Source organism: Croceivirga sp. ABH4_376, from assembly GCF_056160685.1.
This window is the reverse complement of the sequence record NZ_JBSWXQ010000004.1, coordinates 309,814-330,054: the sequence shown is the minus strand read 5'-3', so window position 1 is coordinate 330,054 and position 20,241 is coordinate 309,814. Positions and strand designations below refer to the sequence as shown.

At 37.3% G+C, this 20,241-nt stretch carries 21 protein-coding genes; 17 read left to right on the top strand and 4 right to left on the bottom strand.

The window, feature by feature from the left end; translation table 11 throughout:
* Positions 1-134: 134 nt before the first annotated feature.
* The 5 genes from ACXAGS_RS11750 to ACXAGS_RS11730 are packed head-to-tail and all read left to right on the top strand — an operon-like array spanning position 135 to position 5,000.
* Positions 135-1,430 (top strand): polysaccharide deacetylase family protein, encoded by a 1,296-nt coding sequence (locus tag ACXAGS_RS11750; protein WP_474906933.1) that lies wholly within the window; start codon positions 135-137, stop codon positions 1,428-1,430.
* On the top strand, positions 1,423-2,112 hold the full coding sequence (locus tag ACXAGS_RS11745; RefSeq protein ID WP_474906931.1) for a YjjG family noncanonical pyrimidine nucleotidase: 690 nt from the start codon (positions 1,423-1,425) through the stop codon (positions 2,110-2,112). Before ACXAGS_RS11750 ends, ACXAGS_RS11745 begins: the two co-directional genes overlap by 8 nt.
* 60 nt (positions 2,113-2,172) lie before the next feature.
* Positions 2,173-2,709 carry a hypothetical protein gene (locus ACXAGS_RS11740; protein WP_474906929.1) on the top strand — a complete coding sequence of 179 codons (537 nt, stop codon included), beginning with the start codon at positions 2,173-2,175 and terminating at the stop codon, positions 2,707-2,709.
* On the top strand, positions 2,706-4,169 hold the full coding sequence (locus ACXAGS_RS11735) for a DUF5723 family protein (protein ID WP_474906928.1): 1,464 nt from the start codon (positions 2,706-2,708) through the stop codon (positions 4,167-4,169). Before ACXAGS_RS11740 ends, ACXAGS_RS11735 begins: the two co-directional genes overlap by 4 nt.
* Before the next feature lie 18 nt (positions 4,170-4,187).
* Positions 4,188-5,000 (top strand): hypothetical protein, encoded by an 813-nt coding sequence (locus tag ACXAGS_RS11730; RefSeq protein ID WP_474906927.1) that lies wholly within the window; start codon positions 4,188-4,190, stop codon positions 4,998-5,000.
* On the opposite strand, the gene ACXAGS_RS11725 is transcribed toward ACXAGS_RS11730, so the two are convergent.
* Complete coding sequence (locus ACXAGS_RS11725) at positions 4,997-6,277, bottom strand: replication-associated recombination protein A (RefSeq protein ID WP_474906925.1); 1,281 nt, start codon at positions 6,275-6,277, stop codon at positions 4,997-4,999. The two genes, ACXAGS_RS11730 and ACXAGS_RS11725, sit on opposite strands and share 4 nt — an antisense overlap.
* 81 nt (positions 6,278-6,358) lie before the next feature.
* Here ACXAGS_RS11725 and ACXAGS_RS11720 point away from each other — a divergent pair, with 81 nt between their 5' ends.
* Complete coding sequence (locus ACXAGS_RS11720) at positions 6,359-7,090, top strand: rhomboid family intramembrane serine protease (protein WP_474906923.1); 732 nt, start codon at positions 6,359-6,361, stop codon at positions 7,088-7,090.
* On the opposite strand, the gene rlmB is transcribed toward ACXAGS_RS11720, so the two are convergent.
* From rlmB to ACXAGS_RS11705, 3 genes are all read right to left on the bottom strand, one after another.
* Complete coding sequence (gene rlmB, locus ACXAGS_RS11715; RefSeq protein ID WP_474906922.1) at positions 7,087-7,824, bottom strand: 23S rRNA (guanosine(2251)-2'-O)-methyltransferase RlmB; 738 nt, start codon at positions 7,822-7,824, stop codon at positions 7,087-7,089. The genes ACXAGS_RS11720 and rlmB overlap by 4 nt on opposite strands.
* Positions 7,825-7,910: 86 nt before the next feature.
* Positions 7,911-9,254, bottom strand: coding sequence for a SusD/RagB family nutrient-binding outer membrane lipoprotein (locus ACXAGS_RS11710; protein WP_474906921.1), 1,344 nt, complete (start codon positions 9,252-9,254; stop codon positions 7,911-7,913).
* Between the two features lies 1 nt (position 9,255).
* A complete protein-coding gene (locus tag ACXAGS_RS11705) occupies positions 9,256-12,483 on the bottom strand; it encodes a SusC/RagA family TonB-linked outer membrane protein (RefSeq protein WP_474906920.1) in 3,228 nt (1,075 codons plus the stop codon).
* Between the two features lie 458 nt (positions 12,484-12,941).
* Here ACXAGS_RS11705 and rpsL point away from each other — a divergent pair, with 458 nt between their 5' ends.
* The 11 genes from rpsL (at position 12,942) to rpsC (ending at position 20,228) form a co-directional block, all read left to right on the top strand.
* Positions 12,942-13,316, top strand: coding sequence for a 30S ribosomal protein S12 (rpsL, locus tag ACXAGS_RS11700; RefSeq protein ID WP_010519393.1), 375 nt, complete (start codon positions 12,942-12,944; stop codon positions 13,314-13,316).
* Positions 13,317-13,335: 19 nt separating this feature from the next.
* Positions 13,336-13,812 (top strand): 30S ribosomal protein S7, encoded by a 477-nt coding sequence (gene rpsG / locus ACXAGS_RS11695; RefSeq protein WP_010519394.1) that lies wholly within the window; start codon positions 13,336-13,338, stop codon positions 13,810-13,812.
* Between the two features lie 7 nt (positions 13,813-13,819).
* Positions 13,820-15,946, top strand: a complete 2,127-nt coding sequence (gene fusA / locus ACXAGS_RS11690) for an elongation factor G (protein WP_474906919.1) — start codon at positions 13,820-13,822, stop codon at positions 15,944-15,946.
* A gap of 11 nt (positions 15,947-15,957) precedes the next feature.
* Positions 15,958-16,263, top strand: a complete 306-nt coding sequence (gene rpsJ / locus ACXAGS_RS11685) for a 30S ribosomal protein S10 (protein WP_010519396.1) — start codon at positions 15,958-15,960, stop codon at positions 16,261-16,263.
* Positions 16,264-16,411: 148 nt separating this feature from the next.
* Positions 16,412-17,029, top strand: a complete 618-nt coding sequence (gene rplC, locus ACXAGS_RS11680) for a 50S ribosomal protein L3 (protein WP_010519397.1) — start codon at positions 16,412-16,414, stop codon at positions 17,027-17,029.
* A 4-nt stretch (positions 17,030-17,033) separates the two neighbouring features.
* Positions 17,034-17,663 carry a 50S ribosomal protein L4 gene (gene rplD, locus ACXAGS_RS11675; protein WP_474906917.1) on the top strand — a complete coding sequence of 210 codons (630 nt, stop codon included), beginning with the start codon at positions 17,034-17,036 and terminating at the stop codon, positions 17,661-17,663.
* A gap of 7 nt (positions 17,664-17,670) precedes the next feature.
* Positions 17,671-17,961 (top strand): 50S ribosomal protein L23, encoded by a 291-nt coding sequence (gene rplW / locus ACXAGS_RS11670; protein ID WP_010519399.1) that lies wholly within the window; start codon positions 17,671-17,673, stop codon positions 17,959-17,961.
* A 9-nt stretch (positions 17,962-17,970) separates the two neighbouring features.
* Entirely contained in the window at positions 17,971-18,795 is an 825-nt protein-coding gene (rplB, locus tag ACXAGS_RS11665; protein ID WP_474906916.1) for a 50S ribosomal protein L2, read from the top strand.
* A gap of 10 nt (positions 18,796-18,805) precedes the next feature.
* On the top strand, positions 18,806-19,084 hold the full coding sequence (gene rpsS / locus ACXAGS_RS11660; RefSeq protein WP_474906915.1) for a 30S ribosomal protein S19: 279 nt from the start codon (positions 18,806-18,808) through the stop codon (positions 19,082-19,084).
* A 6-nt stretch (positions 19,085-19,090) separates the two neighbouring features.
* Positions 19,091-19,510, top strand: a complete 420-nt coding sequence (rplV, locus tag ACXAGS_RS11655; protein WP_010519402.1) for a 50S ribosomal protein L22 — start codon at positions 19,091-19,093, stop codon at positions 19,508-19,510.
* Between the two features lie 4 nt (positions 19,511-19,514).
* On the top strand, positions 19,515-20,228 hold the full coding sequence (gene rpsC, locus ACXAGS_RS11650; RefSeq protein ID WP_080319516.1) for a 30S ribosomal protein S3: 714 nt from the start codon (positions 19,515-19,517) through the stop codon (positions 20,226-20,228).
* Positions 20,229-20,241 lie beyond the last annotated feature (13 nt).

Genomic DNA, 20,241 nt, shown 5'->3' with positions numbered 1-20,241 from the left:
CAACCATCAACCATCAACCATCAACCATCAACCATCAACCATCAACCATCAACCATCAACCATCAACCATCAACCATCAACCATCAACCATTAATGCTTCTATCTCTACAATCTTTAGTGTACCTTAGCAATCTATGCTATTGATATATACCCATAAGATTACCAACAGATTTACCTATACCATGAACCAGGTATTGGGTAGAATTTTGGGTTTAGAGCTCGGCTTTACTACTAAAGTAGAAGACTTTATTAAGCATAACGGCCCTAAAATAACATATACCAAGCAGCCTTTGCAAAACGAATTTTTTATTCGCGCTAACGACCTTTTGTTTGAGCAGGGAATTAACGATATAGATATACGGGTTAAGCAGTGGCAAGATGTGCCCTGTTTTTTTGAAACAGATGAAAGAAGCAGCATTCCTTTTGATATTTTTTCGGCCAGTTTTTATTTATTGAGTAGATACGAAGAGTACTTGCCACATGTTAGGGACAGTTTAGGTCGTTTTCCACCGGAAACAAGTTTGGCTTTTCAACATAAGTTTTTAGAAAAACCCGTGGTAGACTTGTGGGCGCTTCAGTTTTTAAACGTTTTGTTAGCGCGTTTTCCAGAACTGGAGGTAAAAAAAGGAAGTTATGTTTTTACCCCAATTATAAATGTTACAACATCTCACATATTTGCAATGCGTGGCTTGGGGCGTACGTTGGGTGGTTTGTTCAAAGACCTATCTGGCTTTAGGTTTGCCCGTGTTCTAAAACGAATTTCGGTTTGGATAAACCCTAAAAAAGACCCCTATGATAATTTTTCTAAGCTGTTAGAAATTCATAAGAAATATGCTTTTAAAAGTATGTTTTTCTTTCAGTTTGCAGCCTATTCAGAACATGATAAGAACATTTCTATCCATAGGACCGGTTTCCGCTATTTAATAAAGTCGGTTGCAGACTATAGTATAGTTTCTTTAAGTGCAAGTATGGCTGCCGGCGACAATTTAAACGCACTTAAAGAAGAGAAAAGGCGTTTGTCTCAATTAATAAATAGGCCTATTAAATATTCTAGAATGCGGTATAATAGGGTTATGGTACCGCAAACCTATAGGAATCTTGTAGCGGCAGAATTTACCGATGATTTTTCCATGGGGTATACCCATCACCTTGGTTTTAGGGCGGGCACCTGCTCCACTTTCTATTTTTACGACATTAATCTAGAAGTACAGCAGCCCATAAAGGTGCATCCGTTCGCGGTTTGTGATTATGCGTTAAAACGCTATAAAAAACAAAGTGCCGCATTGGAAGCCATGGATAATCTTTACCACCAGATTAAACTAGTTAGGGGTAATTTTAATTTAATTTTTTCCAACGAATTGTTTGGCGAAAAACAACAAATACACTGGATAAATTTATATAAAGCGGTTTTAAAAAGATACTATGTATAGAGAGGTGGTTACCGATGTTTTTTTTGACCTGGACCATACCCTTTGGGATTTTGAAAAGAACTCTGAACTAACGTTTAAAAAAATTTTTGAAGAACACGATATTCCCGTTTCGCTTCCCGAATTTTTAGCGGCTTATGTGCCAATTAATTTTTCTTTTTGGAAGCTGTTTAGGGAAGAGAAAATTTCTAAGGAAAATTTGCGCTACCAACGTCTAAAACAAACTTTTGATGCAATTGGTTTTAAAGCTACCGATGCGCAAATAAATACACTGTCAGAAGGCTATATTGCCCATTTGTCTAGTTTTAACCATACTTTTCCTGGGGCGCATGAAATTTTAGCATATCTAAAACCAAACTATAACCTTCACATAATCACAAATGGTTTTGCCAATGTTCAAGAAAAGAAGCTTAGAAATGCCAATATCTTGGACTATTTCTCCGTGGTGGTAAATTCTGAAATGGCAGGTGTTAAAAAACCAAATCCAAAGATTTTTAATCTAGCCTTGGAAATGGCAAAGGTGCCAGCAAATAAATCAATTATGATTGGGGATAGTTTAGAGGCAGACATCTTAGGGGCCAAGGCATTAGGCTTGCATACACTACATTTTAATGCGCACAACGAACCCAAGCACAATGTTTGTGATATCATTTATGATTTAGACGAAATAAAAAACTTTTTATAGAGTTATAGTAGGGTACACATGGGTAAACATTGTTACCTATAAAACCTAGGATTACACGCTATGAAAACCTTTTTAATCTTTTGCAGTTGTTTGTTATTGATGGTATCCTGCTCGGAAGAACAAGATTTTAATCAGGTAGACGACCTTTCTCTACAGACTTCTTTAGCATCCAGTTTGTTGTATTTTGAGTCTAATGAAGATACGATGAATGCCGCTGGGCCTGGTCTGTTTTTTTCAGAGATATTTACGTTTGAGGCCTTTAAAGAAAAGTTTATTGCAGATGAGGTTGTAGAAGGCACTATTACCTATCAAATAGAGAATACGACCAGTAAAAGTTTGGCTTTGCTTATAGAATTTTTAAATGAGGCAGATGTAGTCTTGTACCAAGAACCGTTTACTATTGAACCACAACCTACGGCAGCGTTAGAGCGTCAGGTTAATTTTGGCCCAAATGGTGAGTCTTTGGAAATTCTAAGAAATACTGCAAAAATTAGAATCAGTGCTTCTAATGAAGGCGATGGAACTAGCCAATCTGCCCTTACCAATCCAAAATTGGTATTTAAGTCTAGTGCTACCGTTGTATTGAATGTAGAATGAAAAAGATAAACGTACTCTTCTTTTTAATTGGGTTGGTATTTTGTACGGCCCAGAATAAAGCTGTTTTGTATGATTTTTATGAGGTACCGCAGGCGTTGCTCTTAAACCCTGGTGTAAAAGCCCCGTACAAATGGCATGTTGGTGTTCCCTTATTATCCGGATTTTCTATGCAGGCCGGTACTAGTGGTGTAACGGTTAACGACCTTTTTGCCAATGATGGTGTAGATTTTAATACTAAAATAAGAGAGCGCGCCATCTATAGCATGTCACAACGGGATGAATTTAGCCTTAGTGGGCAATTAGAGCTATTTACCGTTGGTTTTAGGGGAAAGAACAATCCAGACAATTATTATTCTTTTGGAATGTACGGCGAGGGTTTCTTCTCTCAATTTTGGCCGCAAGATTTGGCTATTTTGGCAGTTGAGGGAAATGCTACCAATATAGGTAGACGTTTTGATTTGAGCCATCTTACCAATCAAGGTGAAGTGGTAAACGTGCTACATTTTGGAATAAATAAGCGTTTAGATGAAGACTGGACCGTTGGGGCACGAGCAAAATTATACAGTAGCGTGCTAGAGTTTAAAACCAAGGGTAATTCGGGTTATTTTGAAACTACATTGGGCGAGCAAAATATTTTAAGAAATACGGTGGTGGCAGACCTTTCTTTAGAAACTTCCGGGCTACAGGAATTTATAGATATTGTAGATGAAGACAGCAATACCACACAGGAAGATTTAATCAATAAATTTATATCCCGTTCTTTATTTGGTGGTAATCTAGGAATGGGTTTTGATATTGGATTTACACATAACCTTAGTGCCAACACCTTAATCACAGGTAGTTTATTAGATGTTGGTTTTATTTACCATAGCAATGCGGTAAAAAACTATTCGCTAACGGGGAGCGCCAATAATGAAGGCTTGGAAATTATTTTACCAGAAGATTTGGCCAATTTCAACACAGATTTGTGGCAAGAATTGGTAGATGATATAGAACAGCAAGTAGATTATACTACAGATGAATCTTCTTGGGTCTCTCTTCGTCCTGTAAAACTATATGCGTCTATACGGCATAATTTTGGAAACACGTCTACTAAAACAGTAAGAAGGGATAATTGTGGTTGTGCTTTTAACGGAGCCAGTAGTACTGGTGGCTCACAAAATATTGATTATAAGAATGCCGTAGGGGCACAGCTATTTATGATCAACAGACCAAAAGGACCGCAAGCTGCATTAAGTGCTTTCTACCAAAAGCGCTTGGGAAATTTTTTGGCATTTAAGACTACCTATACGGTAGATAAATATTCCCTTTCTAATATTGGGTTGGGGCTAAATTTTCAAGCAGGTCCTATTAATTTTTACATTATGGGAGACAACCTGTTGGGTTATCGTAATGTAGCAGATAGCCACTATGCATCTTTACAATTTGGATTTAATATTCTATCTTGGAACGATAATTGATTTCAAGAGCATATGAATATGAAGAATATACTTATTGGCCTGTTTTTATTAACAGTTCCTGTGTCGCTTACCGCGCAATTTAATGATTACAAATACATAATTGTTCCTAAACAATTTGAATCTTTTAAAGAAGTTAATCAATATAACACTAGTACCTTAACCAAGTATTTGCTAAACAATTACGGATTTAATGTAGTCTATGACGATGCTTTGCCTGTAGATTTAAACGTGAACAGGTGCTTAGGGTTAACCACGGTGTTAAATGACCAATCTAACATGTTTACTACTAAGGTTTCTTTGCAATTTAAAGATTGTAACAATACCGTTGTTTTTGAAACATTAGAGGCAAAAAGTAAAATTAAGGAGTATAAAGACGGTTATAAAGAGGCGATAACAAAAGCTGCGCAACAATTAGCAGGTATAGGCCATAATTATACACCCAAGCAAGCGGAAACAGTTACACTTAATTTTAAGGACGATGTAAAAAAACTTCCAGAGACTACGCAACAACAAACAATGGATAATACCAAATTACCAGTTGTTGTTGAGAAGTCTCAAGTAGAGAAAACTGCAAATAGTACTACTAGTATTAGTACTACGGTACAAGAAGACGTTAATACAAACGTCTTGTATGCACAACCCTTGGACAATGGTTATCAATTAATTGATAGCACCCCACAAATAGTATATGTGCTAAAATCTACCAGTGCACCAGAAGTATTTATGGTTAGTAAGGACGGTAAAAATGGGGTTGTTTTTAAAGATAATGGACAGTGGTACGTAGAATTTGACGGGGATAAAGCTCCTAAAGCTATCAACATAAAATTCTAGAAGTCATATTTATCTTTCCATCGCTTTTTTAGAAAATCGCGCATGGCATTTTCCCTGGCATTATTGCCCGGCTTATAGAAGGTAGTCCCAGAAAGTTCTTCTGGTAAGAACTCTTGTGCTACAAAATTATGTTCATAATCATGGGCGTAAGCATAATTTTCTCCGTAACCTAAATCTTTCATTAGCTTGGTGGGCGCGTTGCGTATGTGTAACGGTACAGACAAATCTCCGGTTTGTTTTACCTTTTGCTGTGCTTTGCCTATGGCCATATAGCTTGCATTACTTTTTGGAGAACTTGCCAAATAGGTGGCACATTGCCCAAGTATTATCCGTGCCTCAGGGTAACCAATGGTAGTAACCGCTTGGAATGTGGCATTGGCCAAGACCAATGCGGTAGGGTTTGCATTACCTATATCTTCAGATGCTAAAATGAGCATTCTTCGGGCCAAAAATTTTACATCTTCACCGCCTTCAATCATTCTGGCCAGCCAATAAACAGCTGCGTTAGGATCACTACCCCTTACAGATTTTATAAAGGCCGAAATAATATCATAATGCTGTTCTCCAGTTTTATCATAAAGCACCGTATTTTTTTGAACTTTGCTTAAGACAAGGTCATTGGTAATCGTTATGTTATCCTTTGCCTCAGAATTTATAATTAGTTCAAAAATATTGAGCAATTTTCTACCGTCCCCACCAGACAATCGCAATAGGGCTTCGGTTTCCTCTAATTTGATGTTTTTTTTAGAAAGGATAACATCTTCTGTAATTGCCCTGTTTAATAATAATTCTAAATCTTCTTTTCCAAAAGGGTTAAGAATATATACCTGGCATCTGGATAACAAAGCAGGAATTACCTCAAAACTTGGGTTCTCCGTAGTAGCGCCTATTAAGGTTACCCAACCTTTTTCTACCGCTCCAAGTAAAGAATCTTGTTGAGATTTGCTAAACCTATGAATCTCATCTATAAACAATATGGGATTTTTAGTAGTAAATAACCCACCACTTTGCTTCGCTTTTTCAATAACTTCTCTTACCTCTTTTACACCACTACTAATGGCACTAAGGGTGTAAAAAGGCCTGTTGCTTTCTTCGGCAATAATATTGGCAAGGGTGGTTTTGCCCGTTCCGGGTGGGCCCCATAAAATTAATGATGGTATGGTACCGCTTTTTATTTGTTGGTAAAGTGCACCTTTTTCTGTGCCAACTAAATGTTGTTGACTTACGTATTCCGTTAAATTTTTAGGTCTAATTCGTTCTGCTAAGGGTTCGCTCATGTTGCAAAATTAGAATAATTTAGATGGATGACAATTTAGCAGTAAACCTTAAGTTGGACTTCTTATTGCGTTGTAAATACTATGAATGAGGAAAACTATTTTAAATTTAGTCTTGGGCAATTAATTCCGCCTTTGTTTGGCATGTTACTTATTTGGTTCGTGTTTTGGGTAGAGGTGAGTCAAGGAATCAATCTTAATAAATTTGGTGTATTACCTAGAACAATCAGTGGCTTAAAAGGCGTATTGTTTTCACCATTAATTCATGGTTCTCTAGAACACTTATATAACAATACCCTACCACTAGGTATTCTTTTAATGGCGCTGTTCTACTTTTATCGGCAGAAAGCATGGAAAATAGTGTTTTTGGGATGGCTGTTCAGTGGATTTTTAACTTGGATAATTGCTAGATCTAATTACCATATTGGGGCAAGCGGTTTAATTTATGTGTTTGCTAGTTTTATTTTTTTCAAGGGAATATTTCAAAAACACTACAGGTTAATTGCATTATCCTTGGCCGTTGTTTTTATTTACGGAAGTTTGTTGTGGTATATTTTTCCTATTGAAGAAGGTATTTCTTGGGAAGGACATTTATCTGGTTTTATAACGGGTTTAATCTTGGCAAAGTTTATAAAGGTACAAACCCCGGAAACCAAAAAATATGAATGGGAAAAGGAAGATTATCAAGAAGATGATGACCCTTTTCTAAAACATTTTGATGAAAGCGGAAATTTTATAGAAACACTCCCAGAAGAACCTATTGATGAGGTTTCCGTTAACTACGAATACAAACCTAATAAAGGCAAAATAGATTAAGCTAACCGTTGTCTAAGGGCTTCGTACAAGAAAACACCACAAGCAACAGAAACATTCAAAGATTCAATTTGCCCCATTAAGGGTAATTTGGCTTTGTGGTCTGCAAGTTTTAAAATAGAATCAGAAATACCTTTGTCTTCTGCGCCCATTATTATTGCGGTTGCACCGGTAAAATCTACATCATAAATAGAATTTTCTGTTTTTTCGGTGGCGGCTACTAGTTTAAATCCAGATGCTTGCAAATAATAGATAGCATCTTTTAAATGGTCTGCCTTAGCAATAGGAACGGTAAATGCAGCACCTGCACTCGTTTTTACAGTATCGCTTGTTATAGGTGCGGATCCGCTTTTGGGTACTACAATTGCATCTACGCCAACACATTCTGCTGTACGTATTATAGCCCCAAAATTTCTTACATCTGTTAGCTGATCCAATAACAGAATTAAAGGGGTTTCTTTTACTTCTAAAATTTGTTCTATTAAGGTATTGAAATCGTGAAAATCTACGGGTGCAATTTGGGCTATGGCACCTTGATGATTGTTTTGGGTAATTCTATTTAATTTTTCCCATGGTACATAAGAAGCGCTTATGTTTTTTTTACGGATTAGGGTTTCTAATTCTGAGAATAATTCTCCCTTTAACCCTTTTTGTAAAAAAACCTTATTAATACTTTGGTCGGCTTCTATAGCTTCCATTACCGCCCTAATACCGTAGATAATATTGTCTTTGCTCATGGTGTAAAGATAGTGGAAGATTCTTTGTAAAAGGAAATAAAAAAAACCGCCTTGCTAAAGGCGGTTTTGCTAAATATATTGTTTGGCTAGTTGTTTACGGCCGTAGGAACATATAACCCAATTACTTCTGGTGCATTTGCATTGGAAGATGATTCCGTTAATGGATATAAGAATCGCTGCGGAATTGTAGTTTGCGTACTATTTTTAATTGTTGTACCAATCAAGTTTTGTGTTCTATTTGTGTCATGAAAAGTTGGTACTCCAATTACAGAACAGAATTTTTCTTTTAAAATTTCAATATGTAAATCTTCTGTATCAGTAAAGTCACTTTCTGTATAAGGGTCATATTGGCTTCCTGGGTATTTTGTTACGTTATTTGCACGCACAAGATTCAAGGCATCAATGGCGGCCCCATTATCAGAATTGGCTAGTATCTCGGTTTCCGCTATTATCAATTGCATTTCTTCGAAAGAAACAACAGGAAAGGATGCAGTTTGTGCTGCAAAACCATCAGTTGTATTAATACTTTCACCGTCTGCGTAATAGTTATATCTAGCAGCTTCAGTTGTTTTTGAGTTTCCTTTGTAATTTGGGTGATTAACATCCAATAATTCTAACATGTATGAAAAGTTAGCAGGACTTTCTTCAGTAGCTGGAGCAGCTACTTTTAAATAATCACCTCGTTGTTCAACCTCAAATTGCCAAAATAGATTTTCTCCAAAATTCGCTGGAGAATGATTGATGGACCAATCATCGCTATTGGAAGCAAAGTTTGCATCTTTAGCAGCTTGATTTGCAAGACCGTACTCTTTTTGTGCAAGATAATATCTCGCTAATAACGCATTTCCAATTTGTCCCCAAGATGAATTTGTTGAGAATACATTGTTAGCAGCAGATATGCTGCCGGCTTTTGATATTCCTTCTTGAATTAGATTAATAGCTCCACTTAAAACTGTTGTCTGACTTTCATAAACAGGATCAGTAATCTCAGGGTTGTTAACCTCAGAGAAAGGGACGTCACCAAATAATAAGGCGGCTTCTGCAAAGTAATAACCTTCAAGAATTAAAGCTTGTCCTTCTGCGGCAGTATTGTTTGCTTCTATTGCTTTTTGTTTAGCTATTTGCGCTTGGGTAATACCACGTTGATAAAGGTCTTCCCAATGTTCATCAAAATTAGATTGTGTAACACTGTATCCGTTTAAGGTTCCATATTGTCTATCTACTCCCATAAACTGGTCAGTAAAAATTGTTGCGTATCTTGCCATGTCAGATTCAGCAACACTCACCACATTTAATATTGCATGGTTTAGAACTAAAGACAAACTTGTGTCATTAAAGTTATTGGGGTCTTCGTTCAAATCTTCTACAACGCTTTCACAAGAAGTTAGCGTTATAAGAATCCCTATTATGTATAAAAATTTTGTTTTCATCTTAAAGTCCAAGTTTTACATTTAAAATAATACTTCTTGTTGCAGGGTTTGTAAAATAATCCAAACCTCGTCCTTTTGAGGCTCCAGTTAAATTTACTTCAGGGTCTACTCCTTCAAAATCGGTAAATAATAGTAAGTTTCTTCCAGATATACCAACTTCTAGGTTTTTTAGGAATGTTTTATTTAGAATTGACTCAGGAAAAGAATAAGATAAGCTCACTTCTCTTAATTTAGTCCATGAGGCATCTTGAACAAATTGTTCGTCCAAATCCCCAAAACCACCTCCATTGGTTCTGTACCAACCTTCTTCTAAAGCTACTGGGCCACCACCAAAATCGCCAATTGAACCTCTAAAGGTAGTTCCAGCAGGTATCACACCACCAAAACCTCCAGAGTACCTAGGTAAATCTACTGGAGCAACAGATTCTACTGCTGTATTTGGGTGGATTCCAAAGTAATGTAGTACCCCATTAGTACCACCCCACATATCGTTCCCTTGACTAGTTTCGAATAAGAATGAAAATTTAAATCCTTTATGGTCTAATGACATTCCTAATCCTCCTCTCCAGTCTGGATTTGGATCGCCTATAACGCCTTGCTCCGCATCAATTAGAGGAAACCCATCTGCATCTAATTGAATTGTACCGTTGTCATCTCTTAGGTAACGACCACCGTAGATAGCTCCAAAAGGTTCTCCTTCTACAACTGCTGAAGATGTAGATGTAAATCCATTAAGAATATATCTAGATACGTTTGGTAGTTTTTCAACAATGTTCTTGTAGGTTGTCCAGTTACCAAATAAATCAAGCTTCCAATTTTCGTTTCTAAGGATGGAATAACTAAAATCTAACTCGACCCCTTTATTTGAAATTTCGGCAGCATTTTCGTAAGTAGATGCATAACCTGTTGATGCAGGTAATTCCAGTTCTAATATTGCATCTGTAGTTAGTCTGTCGTAATAGGTTAAACCTAAACTTAGTCGATCTTCAAAAAATCTAAAATCAGCTCCTACCTCATATTCTTTGATTTTTTCAATTGTTAGGTTAGGATTACCTCTTACCGCACCTCTCCTAACAGTTCCTCCGTAATTTGCTCCGTCTAAATAATCTCCCCAACCTTCTGCGCCAGCTGTGGAAGCAAAGAATACGTCTCTTGCTAAATACAATTGTGGTTCAATACCGATTTGTCCATAAGAAGCTCTAATTTTTGCAAATGACAAGAATTCAGAATCTATCAAATTTTCCGTCAAATCGTAACCCAAAGATACAGAAGGGAAAAAGTTTGTGTCATCAACAGTTGTAGCTCTTTCCATTCTACCTGTGGTTTCAAATAACAATCCTTTGTAACCTAAGTTAAAAGAGTAGTAGGCTCCATTTTTTCGGTTCAGACTATTAAATTCGCTGGCCAAGATGTTTTCGTTGGTAGCGTTGTCCATTAACTGTCTTACCGGGTCTGGGTTAAGGAAAATATTTGTTGATGAACTAAATCGGCTATAACGTGTGGATTCTAGCATGTAACCGAGAATGTAATTAATATTTACAGCTTCATTTAATCCAATTTTCCCGTTGAAGAATATGTTTAAGTTTTCAATTTTTTCTGTATAGTCGTCTCTAAAGTACGCACCTTGAGAAAAATCACCAGCAGATCGAACTGGGAAATATGTATTTCTTTTATCTAAATAAAAATCTAGTCCATACCTTACGGTTAACCCTAAACTTTCTGTAAAATTGTAGTTAAGTTCTGGAGCTAAAGTGAAGCGATTTACAGTGTTTGGATTGGAAATGTTATTAATTGTCCAACCTGGATTATTATAAATAGCTGAGGCTTCTCCAAGATGCCTTGCTCTATATGATCTATGGCTGTTAATCGTTCCTACTGGATCTGTTGATGATGCAAAATAGGTTCCGTCGTAATCTGTGTTATTGAAATCCGGAGATGTTCTTAAATATCCTAAGTATAGACCGTTCAAGTTCGAACCTGTTTGTACTCTATTAGAGGTAGAATGAGCATATGAAGTATTTACTCTAACTGAAAATTTATCGGTTAATTCTCTAAAATGATTAAGACGGATTGTATTACGCTCGTAATCTGATTGTCCGTTAATAATACCTTTTTGATCAACTCTAGCAAGTCCAAAATAGGTGTTTGAATTAGACTCCGCAAAACTTATGCCCGCAGAATAGTTTTGTGTAACACCAGTTCTAAATATTTGATCTCTATTAATAGCGTTAAAAACTTCTTGGCTATTTTTGGTGGTTACAGGATAATAAGTATTTCCTGTCTGATTACCTACAAAGTAAGCTCCAGATGTATCGAAGACATCACTTCCACCAGCTCTATCTGCTATTTTATCTCCCCAAGATAAACCAGACGCGTTTGAGCTCCATACCCCACCTGCTCCTTGGCCATAAATACCTTGTTTTTCATGTTCTCTATTTACCTCGTCGATACTAAGGCTACTTGAGATATCAATAGACATCTTTCCAAAGCTACTACCCTTTTTTGTTTTAATTACTACAACTCCATTTGCTGCGCCTGTACCCCAAACTGCTGCGGCTGCAGCGCCTTTTAATACTGTTACACTTTCAATATCGCTTGCAGGTATATCGTTTAATCTTGATTGTTGTACTACCCCTGCTGTGCTAGCTCCGAAAGCACTATTGGAAACTGGTACGCCGTCAACTATTATTAACGGTGAGCTATTTCCTAGAATGGTGTTCTGTCCTCTAATTTGAATGTAAGCACCAGCACCAGGGTCGCCAGAATTTTGAGTAATGTTTACACCTGAAGTTTTACCAGCTAGGCCTTGTACTAAATTTGGCTCGCCTGATCTGGAAATTTTGTCAGTTTTAATGATAGTAGAAGAGGATATGTCATCATCCTTCTTTTTTTCAAACCCCAAAGCTGTAACCACAACCTCTTCTAGTGCTTGAGCATCTTCTACCATTTGGACATCTATGGTGTTTCCTTCTCCAACGGCTTTTCGTACATTTTTCTGTCCAATGTAAGTAAACAATAATGTTTGGCCAGTACTGGCAGTAATGGAATAGTTTCCATCAAAATCAGATTGTGTTCCATTAGAAGTTCCTTCTACTAAAACATTAACTCCAGGTAGTGGAAGCCCATCAGCATCCGTAATCGTACCTGAAATCGTTTTGTCTTGTGCAAAAGAAAAATGCACAACTAACGCCATAAGAAGCGTTAAGATTCCACTTAATTTTGTTTTCATTTTAAAATTATTTGAATTAGCTGGGAGCTAAAGTCATAAATTCATGTTAATAATCCAAAATAAGATCATTAAATTTTAAGAATTAGTTTAAATATTGGGTGATTAAAAATAGAAAGGCATTGACTTGATAATTTACTAAAAATTAGCGTTTAAATTATTAATTTCTCAAAAAACCTATTAAATTCAATTGTTTTGCTGTGATGTTTATTTCTTAAATAAAATTTAAAATCCAGTTTTTTGTATTTAAATTTTTTGTTAAAAAGAATTCTTGGTTGTGATGCATAATTGTAGGTTGGTAATATAAAATTTGGATGTAATTTTTTACGAAATACGATGGTCTCCTTGAGCTTTAAATTATTTATTGGTAAAATATTTATAGCTGTATTTGAATAAATTAGAATTATTACTACATTTGCAGCCCTCAAAATGAGGGTTGTATAAAATAATATAAGTATTTAATGCCAACAATTTCACAATTAGTAAGAAAAGGAAGGAGCACAATTACCAAGAAGAGTAAATCGGCTGCTTTGGATTCTTGCCCACAAAGAAGGGGTGTTTGTACGCGTGTGTACACTACTACACCAAAGAAACCTAACTCTGCAATGCGTAAAGTTGCAAGGGTAAGGTTGACAAATGGTAAAGAGGTAAACGCATACATCCCGGGAGAAGGGCATAATCTTCAAGAGCACTCGATAGTATTGGTAAGAGGTGGAAGGGTAAAAGATTTGCCTGGTGTTAGGTATCACATTGTTCGTGGTGCCTTGGATACCGCTGGTGTAGCGGGTAGAACTCAGAGAAGGTCTAAATATGGTGCAAAGCGCCCTAAAAAGTAATCAACTTTAGAAAGAAGTAATGAGAAAAAGACAGGCAAAGAAAAGACCGTTGTTGCCGGATCCAAGGTTTAATGATCAATTGGTAACACGTTTTGTTAATATGATGATGTGGGACGGAAAGAAATCCGTTGCATTCAAGGTTTTCTACGATGCTATTGATATAGTTGAGGAGAAAAATACAGATGAAGAAAAAACTGCTTTAGAGTTGTGGAAAGATGCACTTTCTAATGTAATGCCACACGTTGAGGTTAGAAGTAGAAGAGTTGGTGGTGCTACATTTCAGATTCCAATGCAGATTCGTCCAGATAGAAAAATTTCTACCGCTATGAAATGGTTAATTAGTTATGCGAGAAAGCGTAATGAAAAATCCATGGCTCAGAAATTGGCAGCGGAAATTTTAGCTGCGGCTAAGGAAGAAGGTGCGGCAGTTAAGAAGCGCGTTGATACACATAAAATGGCAGAGGCCAATAAAGCATTCTCACACTTCAGATTTTAATTAACCCATGGCTAGAGATTTAAAACTTACAAGAAATATAGGTATTGCTGCGCATATTGATGCGGGTAAGACAACTACTACTGAGCGTATACTTTTCTATACAGGTGTTAGTCACAAAATTGGTGAGGTGCATGATGGTGCTGCGACTATGGACTGGATGGAGCAAGAGCAGGAGCGTGGTATTACCATAACTTCGGCTGCTACAACTTGTACTTGGCAGTTTCCTACAGAGCAAGGTCAGCCTACTGCAGATGCAAAAGGTTATCACTTTAATATAATTGATACTCCTGGTCACGTAGATTTTACCGTAGAGGTAAACCGTTCGTTACGTGTTTTGGATGGTTTGGTATTCTTGTTCAGTGCTGTTGATGGTGTAGAGCCGCAATCAGAAACAAACTGGAGATTGGCTGATAATTACAAGGTGCCAAGAATGGGCTTTGTAAATAAAATGGATAGACAGGGTTCTAACTTCTTAAACGTGTGTAAGCAGGTTAAGGATATGTTGAAATCTAATGCTGTTCCTATTGTTTTGCCAATTGGTGAGGAAGCTGATTTTAGAGGTATAGTGGACTTGGTTAAAAACCGTGCTATAGTATGGCATGATGATAACTTTGGTTCTACTTTTGATGTTATTGATATTCCGGAGGATATGAAGGAAGAGGTAAGCGAGTATAGAGCTATGCTTATCGAGGCTGTGGCGGAATATGATGAGACATTGATGGAGAAGTTCTTTGAAGATGAAAATTCTATAACCGAGGATGAAATACATGCGGCGCTACGTGCGGCTGTTATGGATATGAGTATTATCCCAATGGTTTGTGGTTCTGCTTTTAAGAACAAAGGTGTTCAGTTTTTATTGGATGCGGTATGTAGGTATTTGCCTTCTCCTCTAGATAAGGATGCAATTGTTGGTGAAAATCCAGATACAGGCGCGGAAGAGTCTAGAAAGCCAGACCCAAAAGAGCCTTTTGCTGCATTGGCATTTAAAATTGCTACAGATCCATTTGTTGGTCGTTTGGCATTTTTTAGGGCTTACTCTGGTACATTAGAGGCTGGTTCTTATGTTTTGAATAACCGTTCTGGTAACAAAGAGCGTATTTCTAGAATTTATCAGATGCATTCTAACAAGCAAAATGCTATTGAACGTATTTCTGCTGGTGATATTGGTGCTGCGGTAGGTTTTAAGGATATTAAGACTGGCGATACTTTATCTGACGAGAAACATCCTATCGTACTTGAAAGTATGGAGTTTCCCGATCCTGTAATTGGTATTGCGGTTGAGCCAAAAACAAAGGCGGACGTAGATAAGTTAGGTATGGCTTTAGCTAAATTGGCTGAAGAGGATCCAACTTTCCAAGTTAAGACTGATGAGGCTTCCGGGCAGACTATTATTTCTGGTATGGGTGAGCTTCACTTAGATATTATTGTTGATCGTCTTAAGCGTGAGTTTAAGGTAGAGGTTAGTCAGGGTCAACCACAGGTTGAGTATAAGGAAGCGCTTACGGCTTCTGCTGACCATAGAGAAACTTATAAGAAACAAACGGGTGGTCGTGGTAAATTTGCGGATATCGTATTTACTATGGAGCCTGCTGCTGAAGGTGAAACTGGCCTTACTTTTGTTAACGAAATTAAAGGTGGTAATATTCCAAAAGAATATGTTCCTTCTGTAGAAAAAGGTTTCAAGGAAGCAATGAAGAATGGTCCTTTGGCAGGATTTGAAATGGATAGTATGAAGATTGTTCTTAAGGATGGTTCTTTCCACCCTGTAGATTCAGATTCACTATCTTTTGAATTGGCTGCTAAATTGGGTTACAAGGTTGCTGCTAAAAAAGCAAAAGCTGTATTGATGGAGCCTATAATGAAGCTGGAAGTTTTAACTCCAGAGGAAAACATGGGTGATATTGTTGGTGACTTGAACAGAAGAAGAGGTCAGGTAAATAATATGTCTGATCGTTCTGGAAGTAAGGTAATCAAGGCAGATGTGCCGTTATCTGAAATGTTTGGTTATGTAACGTCTTTAAGAACTTTGTCTTCTGGTCGTGCAACATCAACAATGGAATTTTCTCACTATGCAGAAACTCCTGCAAACATAGCAGAGGAAGTAATTAAAGCAGCAAAAGGAGTAACAGCTTAATTTATCAGAAGATGAGTCAAAAGATTAGAATAAAATTAAAATCTTACGATCACAATTTGGTGGACAAGTCTGCTGAGAAAATTGTGAAAACCGTAAAAACGACAGGTGCTGTGGTAACGGGTCCAATACCTTTACCAACAAATAAAAAAATATTTACAGTACTTAGGTCACCACACGTAAATAAGAAGTCCAGAGAGCAATTTGAACTAAGTTCTTACAAAAGATTGCTTGATATTTATAGTTCTTCTTCAAAAACTATTGATGCTTTAATGAAATTAGAGCTTCCAAGTGGTGTAGAAGTCGAAATAAAAGTGTAACTTTGCACGCCCTTTGGAAAAAAAGGGTGTCACATGTCCTGAGCTGCGTGCAAGGGAAAAACGGGAAAAAAGAAAAAACTGGGTCACTAGAAATTTTCTTTTGACCCAATTTTTTTAACGAATAGAATAAGTAAAATAAATAATAATTATGTCTGGGTTAATTGGAAAGAAAATCGGCATGACCAGCATCTTTGACGAGAACGGGAAGAATATTCCGTGTACCGTTATACAGGCTGGACCTTGTGTCGTTACCCAAGTCAGAACCGAAGAGGTAGACGGGTATAGTGCCCTTCAACTCGGTTTCGATGACAAGGCAGAAAAGCGTGCTAGCAAAGCTGAGCAAGGCCATTTTAAGAAGGCCGGCGCATCGCCTAAAAAGAAAGTCGTTGAGTTCCGTGATTTTGAAGGAGAATTTAAATTAGGTGATACTGTTGGTGTTGACTTGTTTACGGAAGGTGAATTTGTTGATGTTGTAGGTACGTCTAAAGGTAAGGGATTCCAAGGTGTTGTTAAAAGACATGGCTTTGGAGGTGTTGGTCAGGCAACTCATGGTCAGCATAACCGATTAAGGGCTCCGGGTTCTATTGGTGCGGCTTCTACGCCTTCAAAGGTTGTGAAAGGTCTTAGAATGGCGGGTCGTATGGGTGGAGATCGTGTAACGGTTCAAAACTTAAGAGTGTTAAAAGTTGTTCCAGAAAAGAACCTTATCGTTGTTAAGGGTGCTATTCCTGGTCATAAGAATGCTTACGTAACCATAGAAAAGTAAGGTGATGAAGGTAGCAGTATTAGATAATAAAGGAAAAGACACAGGAAGAAAGGTTGAGCTTTCTGACGAGGTGTTTGCTATAGAGCCTAACGAGCATGCAATTTATTTGGATGTAAAGCAATATTTGGCTCATCAAAGGCAAGGTACGCATAAAGCCAAGGAAAGAGCAGAAATTGCTGGTAGTACGCGTAAGCTTAAGAAGCAAAAAGGAACTGGTACGGCACGTGCTGGTAGTATTAAGTCTCCTGTGTTTAGAGGTGGAGGTAGAATTTTTGGTCCTAGGCCAAGAAACTACGGCCAAAAATTGAACAAAGGTGTTAAGCGTTTGGCAAGAAGGTCTGCTTTAAGCTTAAAAACAAAAGAAAATGCATTATTCATTGTAGAGGATTTTCAAATGGAGGTTCCTAAAACAAAGGATTATGTTTCTTTCTTAACTTCTTTAGGGATTCAAGATAAAAAATCTCTTGTCGTGTTAAGCGGTGAGAATAAGAATTTATACTTGTCTTCTAGGAATTTAAAAGGTACGGAGGTAGTAACTGCTTCTGAACTTAATACGTATAAGATTTTGAATGCTAAGAATGTGGTTCTTTTAGAGGGTTCTTTAGAAGGAATACAAGAAAACTTAGGTAAATAGAAGCAAAATGAGTGTGTTGATAAAGCCAATCATAACAGAAAAGATGACCGCTGACAGTGAGTTGTTCAATCGTTATGGGTTCTACGTTAATCCGACAGCAAATAAATTGCAAATTAAGGAGGCTGTAGAAACTACTTACGGGGTTTCTGTTGAGAAAGTAAGAACCATGAATTACGGCCCAAGCCGTAGAACAAGGTATACCAAAACTGGTATACAGCATGGTAAGACAAACATGAGAAAGAAAGCAATCGTGGATGTCGCAGAAGGAGATATTATTGATTTCTATAGTAATCTATAAAGCAGGGTAATGTCAGTTAGAAAATTAAAACCCATCACTCCTGGGCAGCGTTTTAGAGTAGTTAATGGATTTGACGCAGTAACTACTGATAAGCCGGAAAAAAGCCTTTTGGCTCCGAAAAAAAGAACGGGAGGTAGAAACAGTCAAGGTAAAATGACAATGCGCCACAGAGGTGGTGGTCATAAAAGAAGGTATCGTATTATCGATTTTAAAAGAGATAGGCAAGGTGAAGCTGCTGAAGTTTTATCTATACAGTACGATCCAAACAGAACAGCATTCATCGCTTTGGTTCAATATGGCGATGGGGAAAAAAGATATATCATTGCGCAAAATGGTTTGCAAGTTGGGCAAAAGGTTATATCTGGTGAAAAGGCAACTCCAGAAATTGGAAATGCAATGTTGTTAAAAGACATTCCGTTAGGTACAATTATTTCTTGTATTGAATTGCGTCCAAGTCAAGGAGCTGTAATGGCAAGAAGTGCTGGTACTTTTGCACAGTTAATGGCAAAAGACGGAAAGTTTGTGACAATTAAACTTCCTTCTGGTGAAACTAGAATGATTTTGGCTAATTGTCTTGCTACTATTGGTGCCGTATCTAACTCTGATCATCAGTTGTTAGTTTCAGGTAAGGCTGGTAGAAGTAGATGGTTGGGTAGAAGACCTAGAACTAGACCAGTAGCAATGAACCCGGTTGATCACCCAATGGGTGGTGGTGAAGGAAGGGCCTCTGGAGGTCATCCAAGATCTAAGAACGGTATTCCTGCTAAAGGTTATAGAACACGTTCTTTAACCAAGGATAGTAACAGATATATTGTAGAACGTAGAAAGAAATAAAAGTAACTAAATGGCACGTTCATTAAAAAAAGGACCTTACGTTCAATTAAGTTTAGAGAAGAAAGTTCAGCAAAATGTTGATAGTGGTAAAAAAACTGTTATCAAAACATGGTCTAGAGCTTCAATGATAACTCCTGATTTTGTTGGCCAAACAATTGCGGTACATAACGGAAGACAATTTGTTCCTGTTTATGTAACTGAAAACATGGTGGGTCACAAATTAGGCGAATTTTCACCAACACGTTCTTTTAGAGGGCATGCTGGAGCTAAAAATAAAGGAAAAAAGTAATAGGCTATGGGAGTTCGTAAAAGAGAAATGGCTGAAAGAATAAAGGCAGAAAAGAAAAATTTAGCTTTTGCTAAGTTGAATAACTGTCCTACTTCGCCAAGAAAAATGAGATTAGTAGCTGATTTGGTACGTGGTAAGAAGGTTGAAATGGCATTGGCTATTTTAAGATTCAACCAGAAAGAGGCTTCTAGAAGATTAGAGAAACTTTTGCTTTCTGCTATTGCTAACTGGGAGGCTAAGAATGAAGACGCTAGCATCGAAGACGCTGATCTTATTGTAAAAGAAATACGTGTAGATGGTGGTACTATGTTAAAGCGTTTGCGTCCTGCACCACAAGGTAGAGCGCATAGAATTAGAAAGCGTTCTAACCACGTTACATTGGTTTTAGGATCTAGTAGTAAAGTAAACACAGAAACAACGGCATAAGAATATGGGACAGAAGACTAATCCGATAGGAAATCGTTTAGGAATTATCAGAGGATGGGAATCTAACTGGTACGGTGGAAACGATTACGGTGATAAGTTGGCAGAGGATGACAAAATTAGAAAGTATATCCATGCCCGTTTAGCTAAAGCTAGTGTTTCTAGGATCATCATTGAGCGTACGCTTAAGTTGATTACGGTAACAATTACTACTGCAAGGCCGGGTATCATTATTGGTAAAGGTGGTCAAGAAGTAGACAGGTTAAAAGAAGAATTGAAAAAGATTACGAACAAAGAGGTTCAAATCAATATTCACGAAATCAAGAGACCTGAATTAGATGCTAATCTAGTTGCGGCCAGTATTGCTAGACAAATAGAAAACAGAATTTCTTACCGTAGAGCTATTAAGATGGCTATTGCTGCGGCAATAAGAATGAATGCTGAAGGAATTAAAGTACAAATATCCGGTAGGTTAAATGGTGCTGAAATGGCACGTTCAGAAACCTATAAAGATGGTAGAATTCCTTTGTCAACTTTTAGAGCAGATGTTGATTATGCTTTAGAAGAAGCTCACACTACTTATGGTAGATTGGGTATTAAAGTTTGGATCATGAAGGGTGAAGTTTACGGTAAGAGAGAATTGTCTCCGCTTGTAGGTTTATCCAAAGGTGGTTCAAAAGGAGGAAAACAAGACGGTGGTAAAAGACGTCGTAGAAAATAACAGAGTAAAGAGC

Coding starts and splice junctions, on each gene's coding strand:
- ACXAGS_RS11750 (WP_474906933.1), top strand. CDS start 135: ATGCTATTGATATATACCCATAAGATTACCAACAGATTTACCTATACC.
- ACXAGS_RS11745 (WP_474906931.1), top strand. CDS start 1,423: ATGTATAGAGAGGTGGTTACCGATGTTTTTTTTGACCTGGACCATACC.
- ACXAGS_RS11740 (WP_474906929.1), top strand. CDS start 2,173: ATGAAAACCTTTTTAATCTTTTGCAGTTGTTTGTTATTGATGGTATCC.
- ACXAGS_RS11735 (WP_474906928.1), top strand. CDS start 2,706: ATGAAAAAGATAAACGTACTCTTCTTTTTAATTGGGTTGGTATTTTGT.
- ACXAGS_RS11730 (WP_474906927.1), top strand. CDS start 4,188: ATGAAGAATATACTTATTGGCCTGTTTTTATTAACAGTTCCTGTGTCG.
- ACXAGS_RS11725 (WP_474906925.1), bottom strand. CDS start 6,277: ATGAGCGAACCCTTAGCAGAACGAATTAGACCTAAAAATTTAACGGAA.
- ACXAGS_RS11720 (WP_474906923.1), top strand. CDS start 6,359: ATGAATGAGGAAAACTATTTTAAATTTAGTCTTGGGCAATTAATTCCG.
- rlmB (WP_474906922.1), bottom strand. CDS start 7,824: ATGAGCAAAGACAATATTATCTACGGTATTAGGGCGGTAATGGAAGCT.
- ACXAGS_RS11710 (WP_474906921.1), bottom strand. CDS start 9,254: ATGAAAACAAAATTTTTATACATAATAGGGATTCTTATAACGCTAACT.
- ACXAGS_RS11705 (WP_474906920.1), bottom strand. CDS start 12,483: ATGAAAACAAAATTAAGTGGAATCTTAACGCTTCTTATGGCGTTAGTT.
- rpsL (WP_010519393.1), top strand. CDS start 12,942: ATGCCAACAATTTCACAATTAGTAAGAAAAGGAAGGAGCACAATTACC.
- rpsG (WP_010519394.1), top strand. CDS start 13,336: ATGAGAAAAAGACAGGCAAAGAAAAGACCGTTGTTGCCGGATCCAAGG.
- fusA (WP_474906919.1), top strand. CDS start 13,820: ATGGCTAGAGATTTAAAACTTACAAGAAATATAGGTATTGCTGCGCAT.
- rpsJ (WP_010519396.1), top strand. CDS start 15,958: ATGAGTCAAAAGATTAGAATAAAATTAAAATCTTACGATCACAATTTG.
- rplC (WP_010519397.1), top strand. CDS start 16,412: ATGTCTGGGTTAATTGGAAAGAAAATCGGCATGACCAGCATCTTTGAC.
- rplD (WP_474906917.1), top strand. CDS start 17,034: ATGAAGGTAGCAGTATTAGATAATAAAGGAAAAGACACAGGAAGAAAG.
- rplW (WP_010519399.1), top strand. CDS start 17,671: ATGAGTGTGTTGATAAAGCCAATCATAACAGAAAAGATGACCGCTGAC.
- rplB (WP_474906916.1), top strand. CDS start 17,971: ATGTCAGTTAGAAAATTAAAACCCATCACTCCTGGGCAGCGTTTTAGA.
- rpsS (WP_474906915.1), top strand. CDS start 18,806: ATGGCACGTTCATTAAAAAAAGGACCTTACGTTCAATTAAGTTTAGAG.
- rplV (WP_010519402.1), top strand. CDS start 19,091: ATGGGAGTTCGTAAAAGAGAAATGGCTGAAAGAATAAAGGCAGAAAAG.
- rpsC (WP_080319516.1), top strand. CDS start 19,515: ATGGGACAGAAGACTAATCCGATAGGAAATCGTTTAGGAATTATCAGA.